21 protein-coding genes are annotated in these 21339 nt (G+C 39.4%); 16 read left to right on the forward strand and 5 right to left on the reverse strand.

The window, feature by feature from the left end; all coding sequences use genetic code 11:
- The first annotated feature begins 103 nt into the window (after positions 1 to 103).
- The 11 genes from D7D53_RS02375 to D7D53_RS02430 all read left to right on the forward strand — a co-directional run bounded on the left by D7D53_RS02375 (position 104) and on the right by D7D53_RS02430 (position 12817).
- Entirely contained in the window at positions 104 to 787 is a 684-nt protein-coding gene (locus D7D53_RS02375) for an amino acid ABC transporter permease (protein ID WP_033686685.1), read from the forward strand.
- Positions 787 to 1521 carry an amino acid ABC transporter ATP-binding protein gene (locus tag D7D53_RS02380; protein WP_120770003.1) on the forward strand — a complete coding sequence of 245 codons (735 nt, stop codon included), beginning with the start codon at positions 787 to 789 and terminating at the stop codon, positions 1519 to 1521. Before D7D53_RS02375 ends, D7D53_RS02380 begins: the two co-directional genes overlap by 1 nt.
- A 374-nt stretch (positions 1522 to 1895) precedes the next feature.
- On the forward strand, positions 1896 to 2459 hold the full coding sequence (locus D7D53_RS02390) for an HAD family hydrolase (protein WP_049552627.1): 564 nt from the start codon (positions 1896 to 1898) through the stop codon (positions 2457 to 2459).
- A 14-nt stretch (positions 2460 to 2473) separates the two neighbouring features.
- On the forward strand, positions 2474 to 4420 hold the full coding sequence (gyrB, locus tag D7D53_RS02395; protein ID WP_049487808.1) for a DNA topoisomerase (ATP-hydrolyzing) subunit B: 1947 nt from the start codon (positions 2474 to 2476) through the stop codon (positions 4418 to 4420).
- 81 nt (positions 4421 to 4501) lie between these two features.
- Positions 4502 to 6229: a septation ring formation regulator EzrA gene (gene ezrA, locus D7D53_RS02400; RefSeq protein ID WP_084863109.1), complete on the forward strand. Its 1728-nt coding sequence runs from the start codon at positions 4502 to 4504 to the stop codon at positions 6227 to 6229.
- Positions 6230 to 6365: 136 nt separating this feature from the next.
- Entirely contained in the window at positions 6366 to 7757 is a 1392-nt protein-coding gene (gene pgdA / locus D7D53_RS02405) for a peptidoglycan-N-acetylglucosamine deacetylase PgdA (protein ID WP_120770005.1), read from the forward strand.
- Between the two features lie 76 nt (positions 7758 to 7833).
- A complete protein-coding gene (locus D7D53_RS02410; RefSeq protein WP_120770006.1) occupies positions 7834 to 8676 on the forward strand; it encodes an aldo/keto reductase in 843 nt (280 codons plus the stop codon).
- 268 nt (positions 8677 to 8944) lie between these two features.
- Complete coding sequence (locus D7D53_RS02415) at positions 8945 to 9316, forward strand: GFA family protein (protein ID WP_000912012.1); 372 nt, start codon at positions 8945 to 8947, stop codon at positions 9314 to 9316.
- Positions 9317 to 9351: 35 nt separating this feature from the next.
- A complete protein-coding gene (gene glyQ, locus D7D53_RS02420; protein ID WP_000038733.1) occupies positions 9352 to 10269 on the forward strand; it encodes a glycine--tRNA ligase subunit alpha in 918 nt (305 codons plus the stop codon).
- 211 nt (positions 10270 to 10480) lie between these two features.
- Positions 10481 to 12517, forward strand: a complete 2037-nt coding sequence (gene glyS / locus D7D53_RS02425; protein ID WP_120770007.1) for a glycine--tRNA ligase subunit beta — start codon at positions 10481 to 10483, stop codon at positions 12515 to 12517.
- Between the two features lie 42 nt (positions 12518 to 12559).
- A complete protein-coding gene (locus tag D7D53_RS02430; RefSeq protein ID WP_000371299.1) occupies positions 12560 to 12817 on the forward strand; it encodes a DUF896 family protein in 258 nt (85 codons plus the stop codon).
- 115 nt (positions 12818 to 12932) lie between these two features.
- Here D7D53_RS02430 and D7D53_RS02435 read toward each other — a convergent pair whose 3' ends face one another.
- From D7D53_RS02435 to D7D53_RS02445, 3 genes are read right to left on the reverse strand one after another with little or no spacing between them, the layout of a single operon-like run.
- Positions 12933 to 14177, reverse strand: a complete 1245-nt coding sequence (locus tag D7D53_RS02435) for an NAD(P)H-dependent oxidoreductase (protein ID WP_120770008.1) — start codon at positions 14175 to 14177, stop codon at positions 12933 to 12935.
- 18 nt (positions 14178 to 14195) lie between these two features.
- Positions 14196 to 14801: an NADPH-dependent FMN reductase gene (locus D7D53_RS02440; RefSeq protein WP_042751459.1), complete on the reverse strand. Its 606-nt coding sequence runs from the start codon at positions 14799 to 14801 to the stop codon at positions 14196 to 14198.
- A gap of 59 nt (positions 14802 to 14860) precedes the next feature.
- Positions 14861 to 15784, reverse strand: coding sequence for an FAD:protein FMN transferase (locus tag D7D53_RS02445; RefSeq protein WP_120770009.1), 924 nt, complete (start codon positions 15782 to 15784; stop codon positions 14861 to 14863).
- Positions 15785 to 16092: 308 nt separating this feature from the next.
- On the opposite strand from D7D53_RS02445, the gene nox reads away from it, so the two are divergent.
- The 3 genes from nox to pdxT all read left to right on the forward strand — a co-directional run bounded on the left by nox (position 16093) and on the right by pdxT (position 19082).
- Positions 16093 to 17472, forward strand: a complete 1380-nt coding sequence (gene nox, locus D7D53_RS02450; RefSeq protein ID WP_120770010.1) for a H2O-forming NADH oxidase — start codon at positions 16093 to 16095, stop codon at positions 17470 to 17472.
- Between the two features lie 152 nt (positions 17473 to 17624).
- Positions 17625 to 18500 carry a pyridoxal 5'-phosphate synthase lyase subunit PdxS gene (gene pdxS, locus D7D53_RS02455; protein WP_000138517.1) on the forward strand — a complete coding sequence of 292 codons (876 nt, stop codon included), beginning with the start codon at positions 17625 to 17627 and terminating at the stop codon, positions 18498 to 18500.
- Entirely contained in the window at positions 18501 to 19082 is a 582-nt protein-coding gene (pdxT, locus tag D7D53_RS02460) for a pyridoxal 5'-phosphate synthase glutaminase subunit PdxT (protein WP_120770011.1), read from the forward strand.
- 20 nt (positions 19083 to 19102) lie between these two features.
- On the opposite strand, the gene trhA is transcribed toward pdxT, so the two are convergent.
- Complete coding sequence (gene trhA, locus D7D53_RS02465) at positions 19103 to 19750, reverse strand: PAQR family membrane homeostasis protein TrhA (protein WP_120770012.1); 648 nt, start codon at positions 19748 to 19750, stop codon at positions 19103 to 19105.
- Entirely contained in the window at positions 19750 to 20193 is a 444-nt protein-coding gene (locus tag D7D53_RS02470) for a DUF1836 domain-containing protein (RefSeq protein WP_045607173.1), read from the reverse strand. The genes trhA and D7D53_RS02470 overlap by 1 nt, the downstream gene beginning before the upstream one ends.
- A 134-nt stretch (positions 20194 to 20327) precedes the next feature.
- Between D7D53_RS02470 and D7D53_RS02475 the strand changes: the two genes are divergently transcribed.
- Positions 20328 to 20822, forward strand: a complete 495-nt coding sequence (locus D7D53_RS02475) for a GNAT family N-acetyltransferase (protein WP_000405828.1) — start codon at positions 20328 to 20330, stop codon at positions 20820 to 20822.
- Entirely contained in the window at positions 20822 to 21331 is a 510-nt protein-coding gene (locus D7D53_RS02480) for a methylated-DNA--[protein]-cysteine S-methyltransferase (protein WP_120770013.1), read from the forward strand. The genes D7D53_RS02475 and D7D53_RS02480 overlap by 1 nt, the downstream gene beginning before the upstream one ends.
- Positions 21332 to 21339: the final 8 nt, after the last annotated feature.

A 21339-nucleotide genomic window follows, 5' to 3' on the forward strand; every position in this document is an offset into this window, starting at 1 on the left:
TACCAGCTTAAAGATTTTTTGAATAAATTAGACAAAAGATTTGAATTTTAATTCACTCTATGTTATAATCATACAGTATTCTATTTTAGAAAGCAGTGTGACTATGAATTTTTCTTTTTTACCTAAGTATTTACCTTATTTTAACTATGGGGCTGTCGTGACGGTTCTCATTTCTATCTGTGTTGTCTTTTTGGGAACTATTTTGGGTGTTGTCTTGGCTTTTGGGCAACGTTCAAAGTTTAAACCGTTTGTTTGGCTCGCCAACTTGTACGTTTGGATTTTCCGTGGGACACCGATGATGGTTCAGATTATGATTGCCTTTGCCCTTATGCACATCAATGCTCCGACTATTCAGGTTGGAATTTTAGGTGTTGACCTTTCTCGTCTGATTCCAGGGATTTTGATTATCTCTATGAACAGTGGTGCTTATGTTTCTGAGACTGTTCGTGCTGGGATTAATGCAGTTCCTAAGGGTCAGTTAGAGGCGGCCTATTCTTTAGGGATTCGTCCTAAAAATGCGATGCGCTATGTGATTTTGCCACAAGCTATCAAAAATATTTTGCCAGCATTGGGGAACGAATTTATCACCATTATCAAGGATAGTTCTCTTTTATCAGCTATTGGTGTCATGGAGTTGTGGAACGGAGCTACAACAGTTTCTACAACAACCTATCTACCTTTGACACCACTTTTATTTGCAGCCTTTTATTACTTGATTATGACTTCTATTTTGACAGTAGCCTTGAAAGCTTTTGAAAAACGTATGGGACAAGGAGATAAGAAATAATGACAGAAACCTTGATAAAAATTGAAAATTTACATAAATCCTTTGGAAAGAATGAAGTATTGAAGGGAATCAACCTCGAGATTAAAAGAGGGGAAGTTGTCGTTATCATTGGTCCTTCAGGAAGCGGGAAATCTACCTTGCTCCGCTCTATGAATTTGTTGGAAGAAGCAACCAAAGGGAAGGTTATCTTTGAGGGAGTTGATATTACGGACAAGAAGAATGACCTCTTTGCCATGCGTGAGAAGATGGGGATGGTTTTCCAACAATTTAATCTCTTTCCTAATATGACTGTGATGGAAAATATCACCTTGTCTCCTATCAAGACTAAAGGTGAAAGTAAGGAAGTTGCAGAGAAGAGAGCTAAGGAACTTTTGGAAAAAGTTGGTTTACCAGATAAGGCAGATGCTTACCCTCAGAGTTTGTCAGGTGGCCAGCAACAACGGATTGCCATCGCGCGTGGCTTGGCTATGGAACCTGATGTTTTGCTCTTTGACGAGCCAACTTCAGCCCTGGACCCTGAAATGGTAGGTGAAGTGCTGGCTGTTATGCAAGACCTAGCCAAGTCAGGAATGACCATGGTTATTGTAACGCATGAGATGGGATTTGCTCGTGAGGTGGCAGACCGTGTCATCTTTATGGCAGACGGTGTGGTTGTCGAAGACGGAACACCTGAACAGGTTTTTGAACAAACCCAAGAACAACGAACTAAGGACTTCTTGAGTAAGGTTTTATAAGTTAGCTTTGCTGAGCTGTTTGTAGTCAGTTTTAAACTTTCAAGAGAAGATCAGTGAAAAGCTAGGCTCAATACCAGTCAAGTGGAACTTACTTTGAGAAGTTACCCCCCTTATTAATAACATCCATAAATTGGATATTAGGATTTTTAATATAAAGTAGTTTTGTGTTAAAATATAATTGTTCCATATGATTCTCTCTAATGATGGTTTGGTCGCTTTTCATTATGGGTCATATGGAACTTTTTTCTACAAGAAAATAGGTTTCATAGTATTTATAATAGATTTACCCACTACAAATAATATAGAGCATTTTTTATGTGGAAAACTCAAGGAAATCATCGCTTTTTTCATAAAAAAATGCTATAATGAAGGGTATGAAATATCACGATTACATCTGGGATTTAGGTGGAACTTTACTAGATAATTACGAAACTTCAACAGCTGCATTTGTTGAAACATTGGCATTGTATGGCATCACACAAGACCATGACAGTGTCTATCAGGCTTTAAAGGTTTCTACTGATTTTGCGATTGAGACATTCGCTCCCAACTTAGAGAATTTTTTAGAAAAGTACAAGGAAAATGAAGCCAGAGAGCTAGAACATCCGATTTTATTTGATGGAGTTTCTGGTTTATTGGAAGATATCTCAAATCAAGGTGCCCGTCATTTTTTAGTTTCTCATCGAAATGATCAGGTCTTGGAAATTTTAGAAAAAACCTCTATAGCAGCTTATTTTACAGAAGTGGTGACTTCTAACTCAGGCTTTAAGAGAAAACCAGATCCTGAGTCCATGATTTATTTAAGAGAAAAGTATCAAATTAACTCTGGTCTTGTCATCGGTGATCGGCCGATTGATATCGAAGCAGGGCAAGCTGCTGGACTCGATACCCACTTGTTTACCAGTATCGTGAATTTAAGACAAGTATTAGACATGTAAGAAAAAGGAATAAGATGACAGAAGAAATTAAAAATCTGCAGGCACAAGATTATGATGCCAGTCAAATTCAAGTTTTAGAGGGCTTAGAGGCTGTTCGTATGCGTCCAGGGATGTATATCGGATCGACCTCAAAAGAAGGTCTTCACCATCTAGTCTGGGAAATTGTTGATAACTCAATTGATGAAGCCTTGGCAGGATTTGCTAGCCATATTCAAGTCTTTATTGAGCCCGATGATTCGATTACAGTTGTTGATGATGGGCGTGGTATCCCAGTCGATATTCAGGAAAAAACAGGTCGACCTGCCGTTGAGACTGTCTTTACTGTTCTTCACGCTGGAGGAAAGTTTGGCGGTGGCGGATATAAGGTCTCAGGTGGTCTTCACGGAGTGGGGTCCTCAGTTGTTAACGCCCTTTCAACTCAATTAGACGTTCATGTCCACAAAAATGGTAAGATTCATTACCAAGAATATCGTCGTGGTCATGTTGTCGCAGATCTTGAAGTAGTTGGAGATACGGATAAAACGGGAACAACAGTTCACTTTACACCGGATCCAGAAATTTTCACTGAAACAACCACTTTTGACTTTGATAAATTAAATAAACGTATTCAAGAATTGGCCTTTCTAAATCGTGGTCTTCAAATCTCCATTACAGATAAGCGTGAGGGGTTAGAACAAACTAAGCATTACCACTATGAAGGTGGGATTGCTAGCTACGTTGAATATATCAATGAGAACAAGGATGTTATCTTTGATACACCAATCTATACTGACGGTGAGATGGAGGATATCACAGTTGAAGTAGCCATGCAGTACACAACGGGCTACCATGAAAATGTCATGAGTTTTGCCAATAATATCCACACCCATGAAGGTGGAACGCATGAACAAGGTTTCCGTACAGCCTTGACACGTGTTATCAACGATTATGCTCGTAAAAATAAGTTACTGAAAGACAATGAAGACAACCTAACAGGGGAAGATGTTCGTGAAGGATTAACTGCTGTTATCTCAGTTAAACACCCAAATCCACAGTTTGAAGGACAAACCAAGACCAAATTGGGAAATAGCGAAGTGGTCAAGATTACCAATCGCCTCTTCAGCGATGCCTTCTCTGATTTCCTCATGGAAAATCCGCAGATTGCCAAACGTATCGTGGAAAAAGGGATTTTGGCTGCGAAGGCTCGTGTGGCTGCCAAGCGTGCGCGTGAAGTTACCCGTAAAAAATCTGGTTTGGAAATTTCTAACCTTCCAGGAAAACTGGCGGACTGTTCTTCTAACAATCCTGCAGAAACAGAACTCTTCATCGTCGAAGGAGACTCAGCTGGTGGGTCAGCCAAATCTGGTCGTAACCGTGAATTTCAGGCAATCCTTCCGATTCGTGGTAAGATTTTGAACGTTGAAAAGGCAAGTATGGATAAGATTCTAGCTAACGAAGAAATTCGTAGTCTTTTTACAGCGATGGGAACAGGATTCGGGGCAGAATTTGATGTTTCAAAAGCCCGTTACCAAAAACTCGTTTTGATGACCGATGCCGATGTCGATGGTGCTCACATTCGTACCCTTCTTTTAACCTTGATTTATCGTTATATGAAACCAATACTAGAAGCTGGTTATGTTTATATTGCCCAACCTCCAATCTATGGTGTCAAGGTTGGAAGCGAGATTAAAGAATATATCCAGCCAGGAGCGGATCAAGAAATTAAACTCCAAGAAGCCTTGGCCCGCCATAGTGAAGGACGTGCCAAACCAACCATTCAGCGTTATAAAGGTTTGGGTGAAATGGATGATCACCAGTTGTGGGAAACAACCATGGATCCCGAACATCGCTTAATGGCAAGAGTTTCTGTGGACGATGCTGCAGAAGCAGATAAAATCTTTGATATGTTGATGGGGGATCGAGTAGAGCCTCGTCGTGAATTTATCGAAGAAAATGCCGTCTATAGTACACTTGATGTCTAAAAAATCGGGAGAAGTAGTTCCCTTGGTCTAAAAAATATGATATAATCATTACGATTGTTTCAAGTTAAAAAGGAGTTTAATATGTCTGGTAGTCTAGTAGTATATCTTATAATTGCAATTGCAATTATATTGCTGATTTCATATGCTATAGCAATTTATGTACGGAAACGCAATGAAAGTAAATTAGCAATTTTAGAAGAGAAAAAAGAAGAGCTGTACAATCTTCCAGTTAATGATGAAGTTGAAGCTGTAAAAAATATGCACTTGATTGGACAAAGTCAAGTGACTTTCCGTGAATGGAACCAAAAATGGGTTGACCTATCTCTTAACTCTTTTGCAGATATCGAAAATAATCTTTTTGAGGCAGAAGGCTATAACAACTCATTCCGTTTTTTCAAGGCCAGTCATCAAATAGACCAAATCGAGAGTCAAATTACCTTGATTGAAGAAGATATTGCGGCAATTCGCAATGCTTTGGCAGATTTGGAGAAACAAGAGTCTAAAAATAGTGGACGTGTTCTTCATACTTTGGACTTGTTTGAAGAGTTGCAACACCGAGTGGCTGATCATTCTGAAGAATATGGCCAAGGTTTATCTGAAATCGAAAAACAATTGGAAAATATCCAATCAGAGTTTTCTCAGTTTGTTACTTTGAACACTTCAGGTGACCCAGTAGAAGCTGCTGTGATTTTGGATAATGCTGAAAATCATATTTTGGCTTTGAGTCACATAGTAGATCGCCTGCCAGCAATTGTAAAAACATTATCTAAAGAGCTACCTGATCAATTAGAAGACTTGGAAGACGGTTACCGTAAGCTTTTAGATGCTAATTATCATTTTGCTGAAACGGATATTGAATCTCGCTTCCAATTGCTTTATGAAGCTTTGAAGAAAAACCACGAAAATATTGCACAATTAGAGTTGGATAATGCTGAGTATGAAAATACTCAAGTTCAAGAAGAAATCAATACACTCTATGATATCTTTACACGAGAAATCGCTGCTCAAAAAGTAGTAGAAGGCTTAGTTGCAACCCTTCCTACATATTTGAAACACATGAAAGATAGTAATGCTGTTTTAGTGGAAGATATTCAACGATTGAGTAACAATTACCTACTATCTGAAACAGATGTTAGTCATGTTCATAGATTACAAGCTGAGTTAGAGTCTTTGGAAGAATCTGTATTGGAATTAACTTCTGAACAAGAGGAACATTCTGAACCTTATTCATTCCTTGAAGATCGTTTGGAAAACTTACAAGCGACTTTGAAGGAAATTGAAGATGAACAAGTTGCGGTTAGTCAACGCCTTGCTCAGATTGAAAAAGATGATATCAATGCTCGCCAGAAGGCAAATGTTTATGTTAATCGTCTTCACACGATTAAGAGATATATGGAAAAACGCAATCTTCCAGGTATTCCTCAGAATTTCTTACAGTTGTTCTTTACAGCAAGTAACCATACTGAAGAGTTGATGGCTGAACTAGAAGAAGCTCGGGTCAATATCGAAGCTGTGAACCGTATGCTTGAAATTACAACCAATGATATGGAAGCACTTGAAGAAGAAACATATAATATTGTTCAATATGCAACATTGACAGAACAATTGCTACAGTATTCGAACCGTTACCGCTCATTTGATGAACGAATTCAAGAAGCTTTTAATGAATCATTAGAAATTTTTGAAAAAGAATTTGATTATCATGCTTCATTTGATAAGATTTCGCAAGCTTTGGAAGTTGCAGAACCAGGTGTAACCAACCGTTTTGTCACTTCATACGAAAAAACACGTGAGACGATTCGTTTCTAACATAATAAAAGGCTCTATAATATTTGTAGTGGGTAAATCCCCCTATAGATATTATGGAGCCTATTTTTTTGTTCAAAACGAGTAATAGTACTTATTTCTCATTGAAATTATAGCCTGAATTTGATATGATATTTCTATGGATAAAAGTAGAGCAAAACGTGTTACACACGATAAAAAGAGAATCGGTTTAATAGCCCTAGTAGCTATCTTTTCAGTAAGTATTTGTGTCCTTGGTTCAATGATTGGATACAAAATATATACAAAGCAAAGTTTTGAACAAAGGATTGAAACTCTCAAAAAAGAGAAAGATGATCAATTGAGTGAGGGAAATCAGAAAGATCATTTTCGTAAGGGACAAGCCGAAGTAATTGCCTATTATCCTCTCCAAGGGGAGCAAGTGATTTCATCTGTAAAAGAAATCATGACACAGGATATTAAGGAAAATCTGGAAGACAAGGAAAATCTAGTTTTTTATTATACGGAGAAACAGGATTCGACTTTAAAAGGGATTGTTAACCGAAGTGTGATGAAACAAGTCTATGATTTAACTTCGTCAAAAGTTGAAGAGACTGAAAAAACTAGTCTGGCAAAAGTCCATTTGACAGAAGATGGTAAACCTTTTACACTTGATCAATTATTTTCAGATGCTAGTAAGGCCAAAGAGAAACTAATAAAAGAACTGACTTCTTTTTTACAGGATAAAAAATTGGAGCAAGAAAAGATCGATCAGCTTGTTAAAGGTTTCTCTGACCAAGACTTGTCTGCATGGAATTTTGATTACAAGGATAGTCAGATTATCCTTTATCCAAGTCAGTCAGTTGAAAATCTAGACGAGATTGCATTGCCAGTATCTAGTTTCTTTGAAGTTATTCAGTCCTCTTATTTTTTAGATAAGGATGCAGAGCTATATAAGGCTTATTATGAAAAGAAAAATCGTAAAGTAGTAGCCTTGACTTTTGATGATGGACCAAATCCTGCAACGACAAATCAAGCATTAGATACACTTTCTAAGTATGGTATCAAGGCAACTTTCTTTGTTTTAGGTAAGAATGTTTCTGGAAATGAAGAGATTTTGAAACGTATGAAATCGGATGGCCATGTTATTGGAAACCATAGTTGGAGTCATCCAGTGCTTTCTAAACTTTCCCTTGATGAAGCTAAAAAACAGATTACTGATACTGAAGATGCGCTAACTAAAGTGTTGGGGTCTAGCTCCAAACTTATGCGCCCCCCTTATGGGGCTATTACAGATGACATTCGCAATAGTCTCGATTTGAGCTTTATTATGTGGGATGTCGATAGTCTGGACTGGAAGAGTAAAAATGAAGCATCTATTTTGACAGAAATTCAGCGTGAAGTCAAGAATGGTTCTATTATTCTCATGCATGATATCCATGCTGAGACAGTGAATGCTTTACCAAAGGTCATTGACTATTTGAAAGGTCAAGGTTATGACTTTGTAACCATACCAGATTTGTTAGACTCTCGTCTTAAAGCTCACCAACTCTATTATGACCGTGATCAATAATAAACAAAATCTAAAGAGAAAAGTTTTCCTTGAAAATTTGGCTCTTTGGATTTTCTTCTCATAGAAAGGAAAAATAATGAAATCTTATACTTTAAATAATGGTGTTACGATTCCAGTACTGGGATTTGGAACCTGGAAAGCTGAAAATGGAGAGATTGCCTATCAAGCTGTACTAGAGGCTTTAAAGGCTGGTTATCGTCATATCGATACGGCAGCTATTTATAAAAATGAAGAAAGCGTTGGTCGTGCCATTCAAGATAGTGGCGTTCCGCGTGAGAAAATTTTTGTAACCAGCAAACTCTGGAATACAAATCACAACTATGAGCAAGCTCGTCAGGCTTTTGAAGAGTCTTTAGAGAAGCTGGGCTTGGAATATTTGGATTTGTATTTGATTCATTGGCCAAATCCAAAACCTCTCAGAGAAAATAACCACTGGAAAATCCGAAATTCAGAAGTTTGGAGGGCTATGGAAGACCTCTATCAAGAAGGCAAAATCCGTGCTATTGGAGTTAGTAATTTCCTTCCCCATCATTTGGATGCCTTGCTTGAAACAGCAAAAATTCTTCCAGCGGTCAATCAAGTTCGTTTGGCTCCAGGTGTGTATCAAGAGGAAGTTGTAGATTATTGTCGAGAAAAAGGAATTTTATTGGAAGCTTGGGGACCTTTTGGTCAGGGAGAACTGTTTGATAGCAAGCAAGTGCAAGAAATAGCTGAAAATCACGGAAAGTCTGTTGCTCAGATAGCCTTGGCATGGAGCTTAGCAGAAGGATTTTTACCGCTTCCAAAATCTGTCACAGCGTCTCGTATTCAGGCTAATCTTGATTGTTTTGAAATTGAACTGAATCATGAGGAACGTGAAATCTTAAAAGCGATTGCTGTTCAGTCTGGTGCTCCACGAGTTGATGATATGGATTTCTAGAAAATCATAAAAAGAATTGTACATTGTTCTAATTTTTGATATAATAGTCTACAGGAAAGAAAGTCTTATGGCGTTCTTCAAGCGAGCTTGGGATAGTGGGAGCCAAGTAGTGCAAAATAAGGAACTGGCGCTTTCTGTAGTATTTTCAAAAACAATGAAGTAATAAATTAGGGTGGAACCGCGTTTCTGACGCCCCTAGTCGCAAGGCTTGGGTGTTGAAATTCGGTTCTTTTTGAATTCGTCTAATGCCTAAGTAGAAAGGAGCATAATGCTTAAAGGATCTTGTTTATGTAAAGCAGTGACCTACACTCTAGATGAGGAATTATCGGAATTAGTTTTTTGTCATTGCTCATTTTGTAGGAAAGCAACTGCGTCTGCCTATACAGTTAATGCTAAAGTTAGCAGTGAAAAGCTAGTATTGCATGGAAAAGAAAAGCTTGTTTCCTATAGTTCTTCTCCAGGAAAACAGCGTTATTACTGCCAGAACTGTCATAGTCAAATTTTCACTGTTCAAGAAAATATACCAGAAGTCTGTGCTTTGAAATTAGGTACAATAGATGAATGCGATCAGAATTTACAAACTGTTCCTAAACGTCATATTTTTCAGGACCCAGCCTTTTCTTGGTTACTTGATAAATAAATCTAAAAAGATAATATAAATTAAAGGAGTAAACAATGTCTAAGAAATTAACATTTCAAGAAATTATTTTGACTTTGCAACAATTTTGGAATGACCAAGGTTGTATGCTTATGCAGGCTTATGACAACGAAAAAGGTGCGGGAACAATGAGTCCTTACACTTTCCTTCGTGCTATCGGACCTGAGCCATGGAATGCAGCGTATGTAGAGCCATCACGTCGTCCTGCTGACGGTCGTTACGGAGAAAATCCTAACCGTCTTTACCAACATCACCAATTCCAGGTGGTCATGAAGCCATCTCCATCAAATATCCAAGAACTGTACCTTGAGTCTCTGGAAAAATTGGGAATTAATCCTTTGGAACATGATATTCGTTTCGTTGAGGACAACTGGGAAAATCCATCAACTGGTTCAGCTGGTCTTGGTTGGGAAGTTTGGCTTGATGGGATGGAAATTACTCAGTTCACTTATTTCCAACAAGTCGGTGGATTGGCAACTGGCCCTGTGACTGCGGAAGTTACCTATGGTTTGGAGCGTTTGGCTTCTTACATTCAAGAAGTAGACTCTGTCTATGATATCGAATGGGCTGATGGTGTAAAATACGGAGAAATCTTCATCCAGCCTGAGTACGAACACTCAAAATATTCATTTGAAATTTCGGATCAAGAAATGTTGCTGGAAAACTTTGATAAGTTTGAAAAAGAAGCTGGTCGTGCCTTGGAAGAAGGTTTGGTTCACCCTGCCTATGACTATGTTCTCAAATGTTCACATACCTTTAACCTACTTGATGCGCGTGGTGCGGTATCTGTAACAGAGCGTGCAGGCTATATCGCTCGTATCCGTAACTTGGCCCGTGTCGTAGCCAAAACCTTTGTCGCAGAACGCAAACGTCTAGGCTACCCACTTTTAGATGAAGCAACACGAGCTAAACTCTTAGCAGAAGACGCAGAATAAAGAGAGTGACAAATTACGAAAATGGGCGAACAGAGTGAGCCCTGAGCCAGTTGCCGCAGTGATGAAGGTATCCTTAGTGAAGCTAAGGATACTAGGCAAAATTGGAGACTTTTGGCTCCAATTTTAGCAATGAAACAACGAAGTTGGTTGCTTGCGTGCCAATCACATAAGGCAAACTGGAAAATAAAAAGATACTTTTCGGAGAAAAAACATGACAAAAAACTTATTAGTAGAACTCGGTCTTGAAGAATTACCAGCCTATGTTGTCACACCAAGTGAAAAACAACTAGGCGAAAAAATGGCAGCCTTCCTCAAGGAGAACCGCCTGTCTTTTGAAGCCATTCAAACTTTCTCAACACCACGTCGTTTGGCTGTTCGTGTAACTGGTCTTGCAGACAAACAGTCTGATTTGACAGAAGATTTTAAGGGGCCAGCAAAGAAAATTGCATTGGATAGTGATGGAAACTTCACAAAAGCTGCTCAAGGATTTGTTCGTGGAAAAGGATTGACTGTTGAAGATATCGAATTCCGTGAAATCAAGGGTGAAGAATATGTCTATGTTACTAAGGAAGAAATTGGTCAAGCAGTTGAAGCCATTGTTCCTGGTGTTGTAGATGTTTTGAAGTCCTTGACTTTCCCTGTCAGCATGCACTGGGCTAACAACACCTTTGAATACATCCGCCCTGTTCACACTTTAACTGTTCTTTTAGATGAAGAAGAGTTTGATTTGGATTTCCTTGATATCAAGGGTGATCGTGTGAGCCGTGGTCATCGTTTCTTGGGGAAAGAAACCAAAATTCAGTCAGCATTGAGCTACGAAGAAGACCTTCGTAAGCAGTTTGTAATCGCGGATCCTCGTGAACGTGAGCAAATGATTGTTGACCAAATCAAAGCAATCGAAACTGAGCATGGTGTACGTATCGAAATTGATGCTGATTTGCTTAATGAAGTCTTGAACTTGGTTGAATACCCAACTGCCTTTATGGGAAGTTTTGATGCCAAATACCTTGAAGTTCCAGAAGAAGTTTTGGTGACTTCAATGAAAGAACACCAACGTTACTTTGTTGTTCGTGATCAAGACGGTAAACTCTTGCCAAACTTCATTTCTGTTCGTAACGGAAACGCAGAGTATTTGGAAAATGTCATTAAAGGAAATGAAAAAGTCTTGGTAGCTCGTTTGGAAGACGGAGAATTCTTCTGGCGTGAAGACCAAAAATTAGTGATTTCAGATCTTGTTGAAAAATTAAACAATGTCACCTTCCATGAGAAAATTGGTTCCCTTCGTGAACACATGATTCGTACTGGTCAGATTGCTATTCTCTTGGCAGAAAAAGCAGGCTTGTCAGCGGATGAAACGATTGACTTAGCCCGTGCAGCAGCCATTTACAAGTTTGACTTGTTGACAGGTATTGTTGGCGAATTTGACGAGCTCCAAGGAATTATGGGTGAAAAATATGCCCTTCTTGCTGGGGAAACTCCAGCGGTAGCAGCTGCTATTCGTGAACACTACATGCCTACATCAGCCGAAGGAGCACTTCCAGAGAGCAAGGTTGGAGCCATTCTAGCTATTGCAGACAAATTGGATACGATTTTGAGCTTCTTCTCAGTAGGTTTGATTCCATCAGGTTCTAATGACCCTTATGCCCTTCGTCGTGCGACGCAAGGTGTGGTTCGTATCTTGGATGCCTTTGGTTGGCACATTGCTATGGATGAGCTGATTGATAGCCTTTATGCTTTGAAATTTGACAGCTTGACTTATGAAAATAAGACAGAGGTTATGGACTTTATCAAGGCTCGTGTTGATAAGATGATGGGCTCTACTCCAAAAGATATTAAGGAAGCAGTACTTGCAAGTTCGAACTTTGTTGTGGCAGATATGTTGGAAGCAGCAAGTGCTCTCGTAGAAGCAAGCAAGGAAGAAGACTTCAAACCATCTGTGGAATCACTTTCTCGTGCTTTTAACTTGGCTGAAAAGGTAGAAGGAGTTGCAACAGTTGATTCAGCACTTTTTGAAAATGACCAAGAAAAAGCTTTGGCGGAAGCAGTAGAATCACTTATTTTATCAGGATCTGCCAGTCAGCAATTGAAACAACTCTTTGCTCTTAGCCCAGTCATTGATGCATTCTTTGAGAATACCATGGTTATGGCTGAAAATGAAGCAGTCCGTCAAAATCGTTTGGCAATCTTGTCGCAATTAACCAAGAAAGCAGCTAAACTTGCACGTTTTAACCAAATCAATACCAAATAAAATCTGTTGAACGGATTAAATCTTATCTTAAAGGAGAGAAACATGGATCCTAAAAAAATTGATCGTATTAACGAGCTTGCCAAAAAGAAAAAAACAGAAGGCTTGACCCCAGAAGAAAAAGTAGAACAAGCCAAACTACGTGAGGAGTACATCGAAGGTTATCGTCGCACTGTTCGTCACCACATTGAGGGAATCAAAATTGTGGACGAAGAAGGAAACGATGTTACACCAGAGAAACTACGTCAGGTACAACGTGAAAAAGGTTTACATGGCCGTAGTCTTGATGACCCAAATTCATAATAAATATTCTTTCTTTTAATAAGAATAGATAAAATAATAACCAAAAGACTAGCAGTTTTTGTCTGCTAGTCTTTTGTAACTTAAAAAGGAACCAAAATGGTTCCTAAAACTATTATTAGTTACTTGCGCCAGATGTAGCGTCTGCGCCACCACCGTGACCTCCAGCATCACCTGCATCAGAAGCTCCAGATGTAGCATCTGCATCGCCGTGACCATGTCCGCCAGCAGGAGCTGCAGCATTTCCACCAACTAGACGTTGACCAGTTGTATTGAGGTACCAGTCAAGCCATGGTTGGAAATTAAAGATAATCTCATTAATTCCAGCATATGAACCATCTGGATAGTACATTGCTTGGTAATTATGGGTATTAATAACACCTTCAGGTGTTCCCGGCACAATTGTACGGACATATTCTTGATCCCCGTTACGCAATACGCCGACAACCCATTCAACGTTTTTCATTCTAGAATCTGGCAATGTACCGTGTACTGTTCCTAATCTATTTCCTGATTGAGCACGTACACGTTTACCAAACATTGTATCTGGGTCTTGGTGGGCGTTATTAAAGTACAAAAATTGATTGTTATCATCTGCAAATGTCAATTCAAATGGCATTGCTTTCAAGAACATGTCAATTTGGTTAACTGTCAAGATACCGTGGTCTAATTTAACGTAAGTATCTCCAGAAACAGCTCCAACAAGTTCAGCAGCTTTTTCTACCCATTCAGGATCATCTGGATCAACACCTTGGATAGTAGTTGCAATTGAATTTGTACAATATAAATCTTCTGGCTCAATTGGTTTTGGTTTTTTCAATTTTGAAACGACTCCCACATATTTTACAAAGTTGTCCAAGCATGTTTCAAGGAAATTAACAGTTCCTTCATTCGTGATATTTCCATTAACATCAAAAGCTTCTTTAGCTTTACCAAGAAGGAATTCATTTCCTGGAAGAGTGTAGGCATTGACACCTGGAGCGTCAAGAATCTTACGAAGGTGAACCTGGGCACGAGAAGTACCTTGGTCGTAGTAAGAAGCTCCCACAATCATGACTGGTTTGTTTTCAAATGGATGAACCTCGTATGAAAGCCATTCAAGAACTGATTTAAGAGAAGCTGAGATTGTGTGGTTGTGCTCAGGAGTAGCAATAATGACACCATCAGCACGCGTAATTCTGTTATACAAGAGACGCAATTGGAAGCTTTCGTCCCATTTTTCGTCTTGGTTAAACATTGGAACTTCATCAATTTCGAGAACTTCTAATTCAAATTTGAGTTTGAAGTGACGACGGATGAATTCCAAGAGTTTACGGTTATATGATTGATCGTAGTTTGATCCTACAAGTCCAACAAATTTCATTCTTTTTGGTCTCCTATCTTACAAATTTTCCCAGTCAAAGTCTTCAGCATCTTTGCGAAGTAGGGCTTGTGCGTTGCGCAATTTTTCTGTAATTTTTACAAAGATACGGAAGTCGTCAAAAGTGGCATCTAATTTTTTGATAACATCAAGATCCACTAGATCTCCACTTGGATTGAAGGCTTGAAGAGAATGTGAAAGCAAGAATTCATCTGGAAGGACACTTGCTTTGATTTCTGGGGCATTTAAGATTTGGCGAAGTTGTAATTGGGCACGTGATGAACCAAGCGTACCATATGAAGCACCTGTAATCATGATTGGTTTGTTCAAAAGTGGATAGATACCATAAGACAACCAAGCAAGAGCGCTCATCAAAACAGCTGGGATAGAGTGGTCATACTCAGGAGTACCGATAATAACGCCATCTGCCTCTTCAATTTTAGCAGCAATTTCTAAAATTTCAACAGGTACTTGCTTGTCGGCTGGTTTATTGAAGACAGGAATGTCTTTAATTTCAACAAGTTCAATTTCAGCTTTTTCAGCAAAGTGTTTTTGCATGTATTGAAGCAATTGGCGGTTTGTAGAACGTTTTGAATTTGTTCCAACAATAGCAATAAGTTTTAACATGAGATTTCCTTTCTCTTTTTACATAATACGATTTTAAAACTCCATTGAAACATCTATTTCTATAGAGTTGGAATTCCTGAAGAACAGCTTAGGTGACCTTCCTTATCGATGAGGATAGCTTCGATGCCCTCCAAACTTTCGACTTGCCAGAGGATAGAAGCAGGTCTTTCTCCAAATAGACGAGTTGTCCATATTTCACCATCGACTGATTTATCAGAGATGATTGTTAGACTAGCTAGTTCCGTTTCAACAGGATATCCTGTTTGGCTGTCAAAAATATGATGGTAATCTTTTCCATCGACAGTCAGGTGACGTTCGTAAATGCCTGAAGTCACGACAGATTTATTGACAACAGGGATGGTCATTAAGTGATTTCCCCTCGGATTGGCTGGGTCTTGAATCCCGATTTGCCAAGATTGATTTCCTCTTGCCTGATTTTTTCCAATAGTCAGGATATTCCCTCCCAGATTGATCAAGGCAGATGTCACTCCCTCTTTTCTCAGAAATTGAGCAACTTTATCCGCACTATAACCCTTGGCTAAACAACCTAGGTCTATCTTCATTCCTTTCTGTTTTAGAAACACAGTAGAAGTAGAAGAATCTAACTCGATATAATGAGGATTGATTAAAGGGAGAATTGATTCGATTTCTTGAGGCTGGGCAACTTTGGCATCTGAAAAACCGATACGCCAGGTTTGAATCAAGGGACCAATGCTGATATTGAGATGGCTAGATGGCGCTAGGCTATGCTCTAATCCAAGTGAAATCAGTTCGAACAGGTCTGGATGAACCTTGACGGGGGCTATTCCAGCTTGATGATTGATTTCCATCAACTCAGATTCTTGGCTATTGGCATTGAAGCGGTATTCGAGCTCTCTGAGTAAATCAAAGGATTTCTGGATCAAGCTATCGGCTCGCTCATCTACTAATGAAATAGTGATAGTAGTCCCCATTAGCCGTTCGGAATGTGAACTAAGAGGCAAGCTACCAACTCCTTTCTTTTATGAAAAGAAGGCTGAAATATAGTAAATTTATATTAAATTTAACCCCTTACATTTTCTTTTCACGATACTAGCATACCATAAAGTCAGCGTTTTCACAAATAAAATTTGTAAACTTGTCAAGAAATATGCTCAGAAAATAAAGAGTAATTGTAAGAAAGACTGATAAAATACAGATTATTTACATTTTTTTACAAAAAAATCGGGAAAATTAGCTAAACTCTTGTAAACGCTAACAGTAAATGTTATACTAGAAAGGTAAATTTAAAATTGAAGGTAGGAATTTTTCTATGAGTAAAATCGTTGTAGTTGGTGCTAACCACGCTGGTACAGCATGTATTAATACTATGTTGGATAATTTTGGAAATGAGAACGAAATCGTTGTATTTGACCAAAACTCTAACATCTCTTTCCTAGGATGTGGAATGGCCCTCTGGATTGGTGAACAAATTGACGGTGCTGAAGGCTTGTTCTATTCGGATAAAGAAAAATTGGAAGCTAAAGGTGCTAAGGTATACATGAATTCACCAGTTCTTTCAATCGACTATGATAACAAAGTAGTTACAGCAGAAGTTGAAGGGAAAGAGCACAAAGAATCATACGATAAATTGATTTTCGCTACAGGTTCTACACCAATCTTGCCACCAATTGAAGGTGTTGAAATTGTTAAAGGAAACCGCGAATTTAAAGCAACTCTTGAAAATGTACAATTCGTTAAATTGTACCAAAACGCTGAAGAAGTGATTCACAAATTGTCTGATAAGAGTCAACACCTTGACCGTATCGCCGTTGTTGGTGGTGGTTACATCGGTGTTGAACTTGCTGAAGCTTTTGAGCGTCTTGGAAAAGAAGTTGTCCTTGTTGATATCGTTGATACTGTCTTGAACGGTTACTATGACAAAGACTTCACACAAATGATGGCGAAGAACTTGGAAGACCACAACATCCGCTTGGCACTTGGTCAAACTGTTAAAGCAATCGAAGGTGATGGTAAAGTTGAACGCTTGATTACTGACAAAGAAAGCTTTGATGTGGATATGGTTGTTCTTGCAGTTGGTTTCCGTCCAAACACAGCACTTGCTGATGGTAAGATTGAACTCTTCCGCAACGGTGCCTTCCTTGTAGACAAGAAACAAGAAACTTCACTTCCAGGTGTATTTGCCGTTGGTGACTGTGCGACTGTTTATGACAATGCTCGTAAAGATACAAGTTACATCGCCCTTGCTTCAAATGCTGTTCGTACTGGTATCGTTGGTGCTTACAACGCTTGTGGACATGAATTGGAAGGAATTGGTGTGCAAGGATCAAACGGTATCTCTATCTACGGTCTTCATATGGTTTCAACTGGTTTGACTCTTGAAAAAGCTAGAGCTGCTGGTTACAATGCAACTGAAACAGGCTTTAACGATCTTCAAAAACCAGAATTCATGAAACATGATAACCATGAAGTAGCCATCAAGATTGTCTTTGACAAAGATAGCCGTGAAATTCTTGGTGCACAAATGGTTTCACGCGATTCTGCAATCAGCATGGGAATCCACATGTTCTCACTTGCTATCCAAGAGCATGTGACAATTGATAAATTGGCATTGACAGACCTATTCTTCTTGCCACACTTCAACAAACCATATAACTACATCACAATGGCTGCACTTACAGCTGAAAAATAAAAATGAATGAGCTATCTGGCCTTAAGTTAAGGTCAGATAGTTTTTTAGCCAATCTGTACCCACACAATTATTCTTTTTTTATCTTGTGATTCCTTCTGTTCTGAATTAAAATGAAATGGTAGCTACCAATACAAATGATGAGGATAAAATATATGACTGAAAATCGTTATGAACTAAATAAAAACTTGGCGCAGATGCTCAAGGGTGGGGTTATCATGGACGTTCAGAATCCTGAACAGGCCCGTATTGCAGAAGCTGCTGGTGCGGCAGCTGTGATGGCCTTGGAGCGGATTCCAGCTGATATTCGTGCAGCTGGTGGTGTTTCCCGTATGAGTGATCCAAAGATGATTAAGGAAATTCAAGAGGCGGTTAGTATTCCAGTAATGGCCAAGGTCAGAATCGGGCATTTTGTTGAAGCTCAGATTTTAGAAGCTATTGAGATTGACTATATCGATGAGAGTGAGGTTTTATCTCCAGCTGATGACCGTTTCCATGTGGATAAGAAAGAATTCCAAGTTCCTTTTGTCTGTGGGGCTAAGGATTTGGGTGAAGCCTTGCGTCGTATCGCTGAAGGTGCTTCTATGATTCGTACCAAAGGAGAACCAGGGACAGGAGACATTGTTCAAGCTGTTCGTCATATGCGTATGATGAATCAGGAAATTCGCCGTATTCAAAACTTACGAGAGGACGAACTTTATGTTGCTGCTAAGGACTTGCAGGTACCTGTAGAATTGGTTCAATACGTCCATGAACATGGAAAATTGCCAGTTGTAAACTTTGCGGCTGGAGGTGTTGCAACGCCAGCAGATGCTGCGCTGATGATGCAATTAGGGGCAGAGGGTGTCTTTGTCGGTTCAGGTATTTTTAAGTCAGGAGATCCTGTTAAACGAGCGAGTGCTATTGTCAAAGCGGTGACTAACTTCCGTAATCCTCAAATTTTGGCTCAAATCTCTGAAGATTTAGGAGAAGCCATGGTTGGTATCAATGAAAATGAGATCCAAATCCTCATGGCTGAGCGAGGAAAATAGATGAAAATCGGAATATTGGCCTTGCAAGGGGCTTTTGCAGAACATGCAAAAGTGCTAGATCAATTAGGTGTCGAGAGTGTTGAAATCAGAAATCTAGATGATTTTCAGAAACATCAGAGTGATTTGTCGGGATTGATATTACCTGGTGGGGAATCTACAACTATGGGCAAGCTCTTACGTGAGCAAGACATGCTGATTCCCATTCGAGAAGCAATTCTATCTGGCTTACCAGTGTTTGGAACCTGTGCTGGTTTAATTTTGCTGTCTAAGGAAATTATTTCTCAGGACGAGAGTCATCTAGGAACTATGGATATGGTGGTCGAGCGCAATGCTTATGGGCGCCAACTAGGGAGTTTCTATACGGAAGCAGAATGTAAGGGAGTTGGTCAGATTCCAATGACCTTTATCCGTGGTCCGATTATCAGTAGTGTTGGAGTAGATGTAGAAATTCTAGCAACAGTTGACAATCAAATCGTTGCTGCTCAAGAAAAAAATATGTTAGTGACCTCTTTTCATCCAGAATTGACCGATGATGTGCGCTTGCACCAGTACTTTATTAATATGTGTAAAGAAAAAAGTTGAGATTGAATTTCTCAACTTTTTTACATGTAATAAACAATGGCAATATATTGGAGGGCAGATGCTGCTAGGATAAAGAGATGCCAAATCATGTGGAAATAAGGTTTCTTCTTGGCGTAAAATCCAGCCCCAACAGTATAACAGAGTCCGCCAGTTACCATGAGACTCCAGAAAATTGGTGTCGTTTGACTGATAATGGTAGGAATGATAGCTAGAACCAACCAGCCCATAATCAAGTAAAGAGCAAGGCTAAATTTCTCATTGACTTTTTGAGCAAAGATTTTATAGAGAATACCAAAGATAGTCGTTCCCCATTGGATGGCAATAATTAGATAGCCAAACCAGTTATTCATTAAGGTCAAGACGACGGGCGTGTATGAGCCTGCAATGGCAACATAAATCATAGAATGGTCAATGATTCGTAAGACATATTTGTGGGTTGAACCATAGGCCATAGAGTGATAAATGGTGGATGATAGGAACATGAGAAAGAGACTAATAACGAAAATGGAAACGCCGATAGATGATAAAAATCCGTGTGTCTCATAACTATAAGTGGATGAAATAGGCAGTAAGATGAGCATGATGACTGCACCTACGGCATGGGTTACACTATTAGCAATCTCCTCTCCAAAACTGAGTTGTTTGCTGAGCTTTAGGCTTGTATTCATTAGATTTCCTCCTCTTGAGTATGATGGATTAAGGCTAGAGTTTGATGATAGAGTTTAACGGTTTGGCAGCTACTTTGGATAATGGGGTTAGCTGGATCAACTCCTTGGTTCATGTAGTCCACAAAAGCATCGTAGAGTTGCTCTGAACTTGCTTGACTTTGTAGAGTATTAAGTGTCTGGGCTATTTCTTGAATAGAGAATACAGACTTGAGGGTTGTGATAGCAATCAAACGGGCAATCTGTTGGCGTTGGTATTTTTTCTTGTCAGGCTTTGTCAGGTAACCATGTTTGACATAATTGTTGACCATAGATGCTGTCAGGCCCTTGTCTTTATCAGGAGAGATAGGGGCGCAGACCTGATTGACATAGAGTAAAACCTGGTCCAGATAGAGGTCAATGTTTGGGATTTCTGCCCATTTTGGGTAGGAAAAGGTAGTTTTCATTTCTAACTCCTTTTTATCTAGTTTTAATAACTAGATTATAAAATAACAAAAACAGAAAGTCAAGTTTTAACTGCTTGTAGAAAGACTTAAATTATGCTATGATGGGAGAAACTAGTCAGAAAAGAGGAGAACAGATGGAGATTCGTTTAGCTTTTCCAAATGAAGTAGATGCCATCATGCAGGTGATGGAGGATGCTAAAAAATGTTTAGCAGATGCGGGTAGTGACCAGTGGCAAAATGGCTATCCAAATGCTGATATTATTATTGAGGATATTATCTCAGGTCAAGCCTACGTAGCCTTGGAAGAGGGAGAACTACTAGCTTATGCAGCTGTGACCAAGAGTCCAGAGGCGGCCTATGAAGCCATTTATGAAGGCAACTGGCAAGCTGGGGAGTCAGAGTACCTAGTCTTTCACCGTATTGCTGTGGCAGCAGATGTCCAGGGACAGGGAGTTGCTCAAACCTTTTTAGAGGGCTTGATTGAAGGTTTTGACTATCTAGATTTTCGCTCAGATACGCATGTTGCAAACAAGGCTATGCAACATATTTTTGAAAAACTCGGATTTAAACAGGTTGGTAAGGTTCCAGTTGATGGCGAACGCTTGGCATATCAAAAATTGAAGAAATAATGCAAAAGATGTACGTAAAAATGCTCTACTTTTCGCCAATAGGAACCTTGTCTTTGGTTGCCGACGAGCAATATCTGTATGGCATTTGGGTGCAGGACCAGAAGCATTTTGAGAGAGGACTAGGAGATGAGACGATAGAAGCAGTTGTTAGTCATCCCATTTTAGACCCAGTTATTGCTTGTTTAGATGCTTACTTTAAAGGCAAGCCTCAGGATTTATCCGACTTGCCCTTGGCTTCGATCGGAACGGATTTTGAAAAGCGAGTTTGGTCCTATTTACAGGGAATTCCTTATGGCCAGACAGTGACCTATGGACAAATAGCCCAAGAGCTGCAAGTGGATTCTGCTCAAGCAATTGGTGGAGCAGTGGGGCGCAATCCTTGGTCTATCCTAGTACCTTGTCATCGGGTGCTGGGGGCTGGCAAGCGTCTGACAGGGTATGCTGCAGGAGTGGAAAAGAAAGCTTGGCTCTTGGAGCATGAAGAAGCAGATTTTAAAGATATAAAATAGAAAGTGAA

Origin of the sequence: Streptococcus gwangjuense (assembly GCF_003627155.1) — a bacterium.
Lineage (GTDB): Bacteria > Bacillota > Bacilli > Lactobacillales > Streptococcaceae > Streptococcus > Streptococcus gwangjuensis.

Excerpts from the sequence above, each read along its gene's own strand:
- D7D53_RS02410 (WP_120770006.1), top strand. The coding sequence starts at position 7,834 with ATGAAATCTTATACTTTAAATAATGGTGTTACGATTCCAGTACTGGGA.
- pdxT (WP_120770011.1), top strand. The coding sequence starts at position 18,501 with ATGAAAATCGGAATATTGGCCTTGCAAGGGGCTTTTGCAGAACATGCA.
- D7D53_RS02470 (WP_045607173.1), bottom strand. The coding sequence starts at position 20,193 with ATGAAAACTACCTTTTCCTACCCAAAATGGGCAGAAATCCCAAACATT.
- D7D53_RS02390 (WP_049552627.1), top strand. The coding sequence starts at position 1,896 with ATGAAATATCACGATTACATCTGGGATTTAGGTGGAACTTTACTAGAT.
- trhA (WP_120770012.1), bottom strand. The coding sequence starts at position 19,750 with ATGAATACAAGCCTAAAGCTCAGCAAACAACTCAGTTTTGGAGAGGAG.
- glyS (WP_120770007.1), top strand. The coding sequence starts at position 10,481 with ATGACAAAAAACTTATTAGTAGAACTCGGTCTTGAAGAATTACCAGCC.
- glyQ (WP_000038733.1), top strand. The coding sequence starts at position 9,352 with ATGTCTAAGAAATTAACATTTCAAGAAATTATTTTGACTTTGCAACAA.
- gyrB (WP_049487808.1), top strand. The coding sequence starts at position 2,474 with ATGACAGAAGAAATTAAAAATCTGCAGGCACAAGATTATGATGCCAGT.
- D7D53_RS02435 (WP_120770008.1), bottom strand. The coding sequence starts at position 14,177 with ATGAAATTTGTTGGACTTGTAGGATCAAACTACGATCAATCATATAAC.
- D7D53_RS02475 (WP_000405828.1), top strand. The coding sequence starts at position 20,328 with ATGGAGATTCGTTTAGCTTTTCCAAATGAAGTAGATGCCATCATGCAG.
- D7D53_RS02375 (WP_033686685.1), top strand. The coding sequence starts at position 104 with ATGAATTTTTCTTTTTTACCTAAGTATTTACCTTATTTTAACTATGGG.
- D7D53_RS02415 (WP_000912012.1), top strand. The coding sequence starts at position 8,945 with ATGCTTAAAGGATCTTGTTTATGTAAAGCAGTGACCTACACTCTAGAT.
- D7D53_RS02380 (WP_120770003.1), top strand. The coding sequence starts at position 787 with ATGACAGAAACCTTGATAAAAATTGAAAATTTACATAAATCCTTTGGA.
- pdxS (WP_000138517.1), top strand. The coding sequence starts at position 17,625 with ATGACTGAAAATCGTTATGAACTAAATAAAAACTTGGCGCAGATGCTC.
- ezrA (WP_084863109.1), top strand. The coding sequence starts at position 4,502 with ATGTCTGGTAGTCTAGTAGTATATCTTATAATTGCAATTGCAATTATA.
- D7D53_RS02480 (WP_120770013.1), top strand. The coding sequence starts at position 20,822 with ATGCAAAAGATGTACGTAAAAATGCTCTACTTTTCGCCAATAGGAACC.
- D7D53_RS02440 (WP_042751459.1), bottom strand. The coding sequence starts at position 14,801 with ATGTTAAAACTTATTGCTATTGTTGGAACAAATTCAAAACGTTCTACA.
- pgdA (WP_120770005.1), top strand. The coding sequence starts at position 6,366 with ATGGATAAAAGTAGAGCAAAACGTGTTACACACGATAAAAAGAGAATC.
- nox (WP_120770010.1), top strand. The coding sequence starts at position 16,093 with ATGAGTAAAATCGTTGTAGTTGGTGCTAACCACGCTGGTACAGCATGT.
- D7D53_RS02430 (WP_000371299.1), top strand. The coding sequence starts at position 12,560 with ATGGATCCTAAAAAAATTGATCGTATTAACGAGCTTGCCAAAAAGAAA.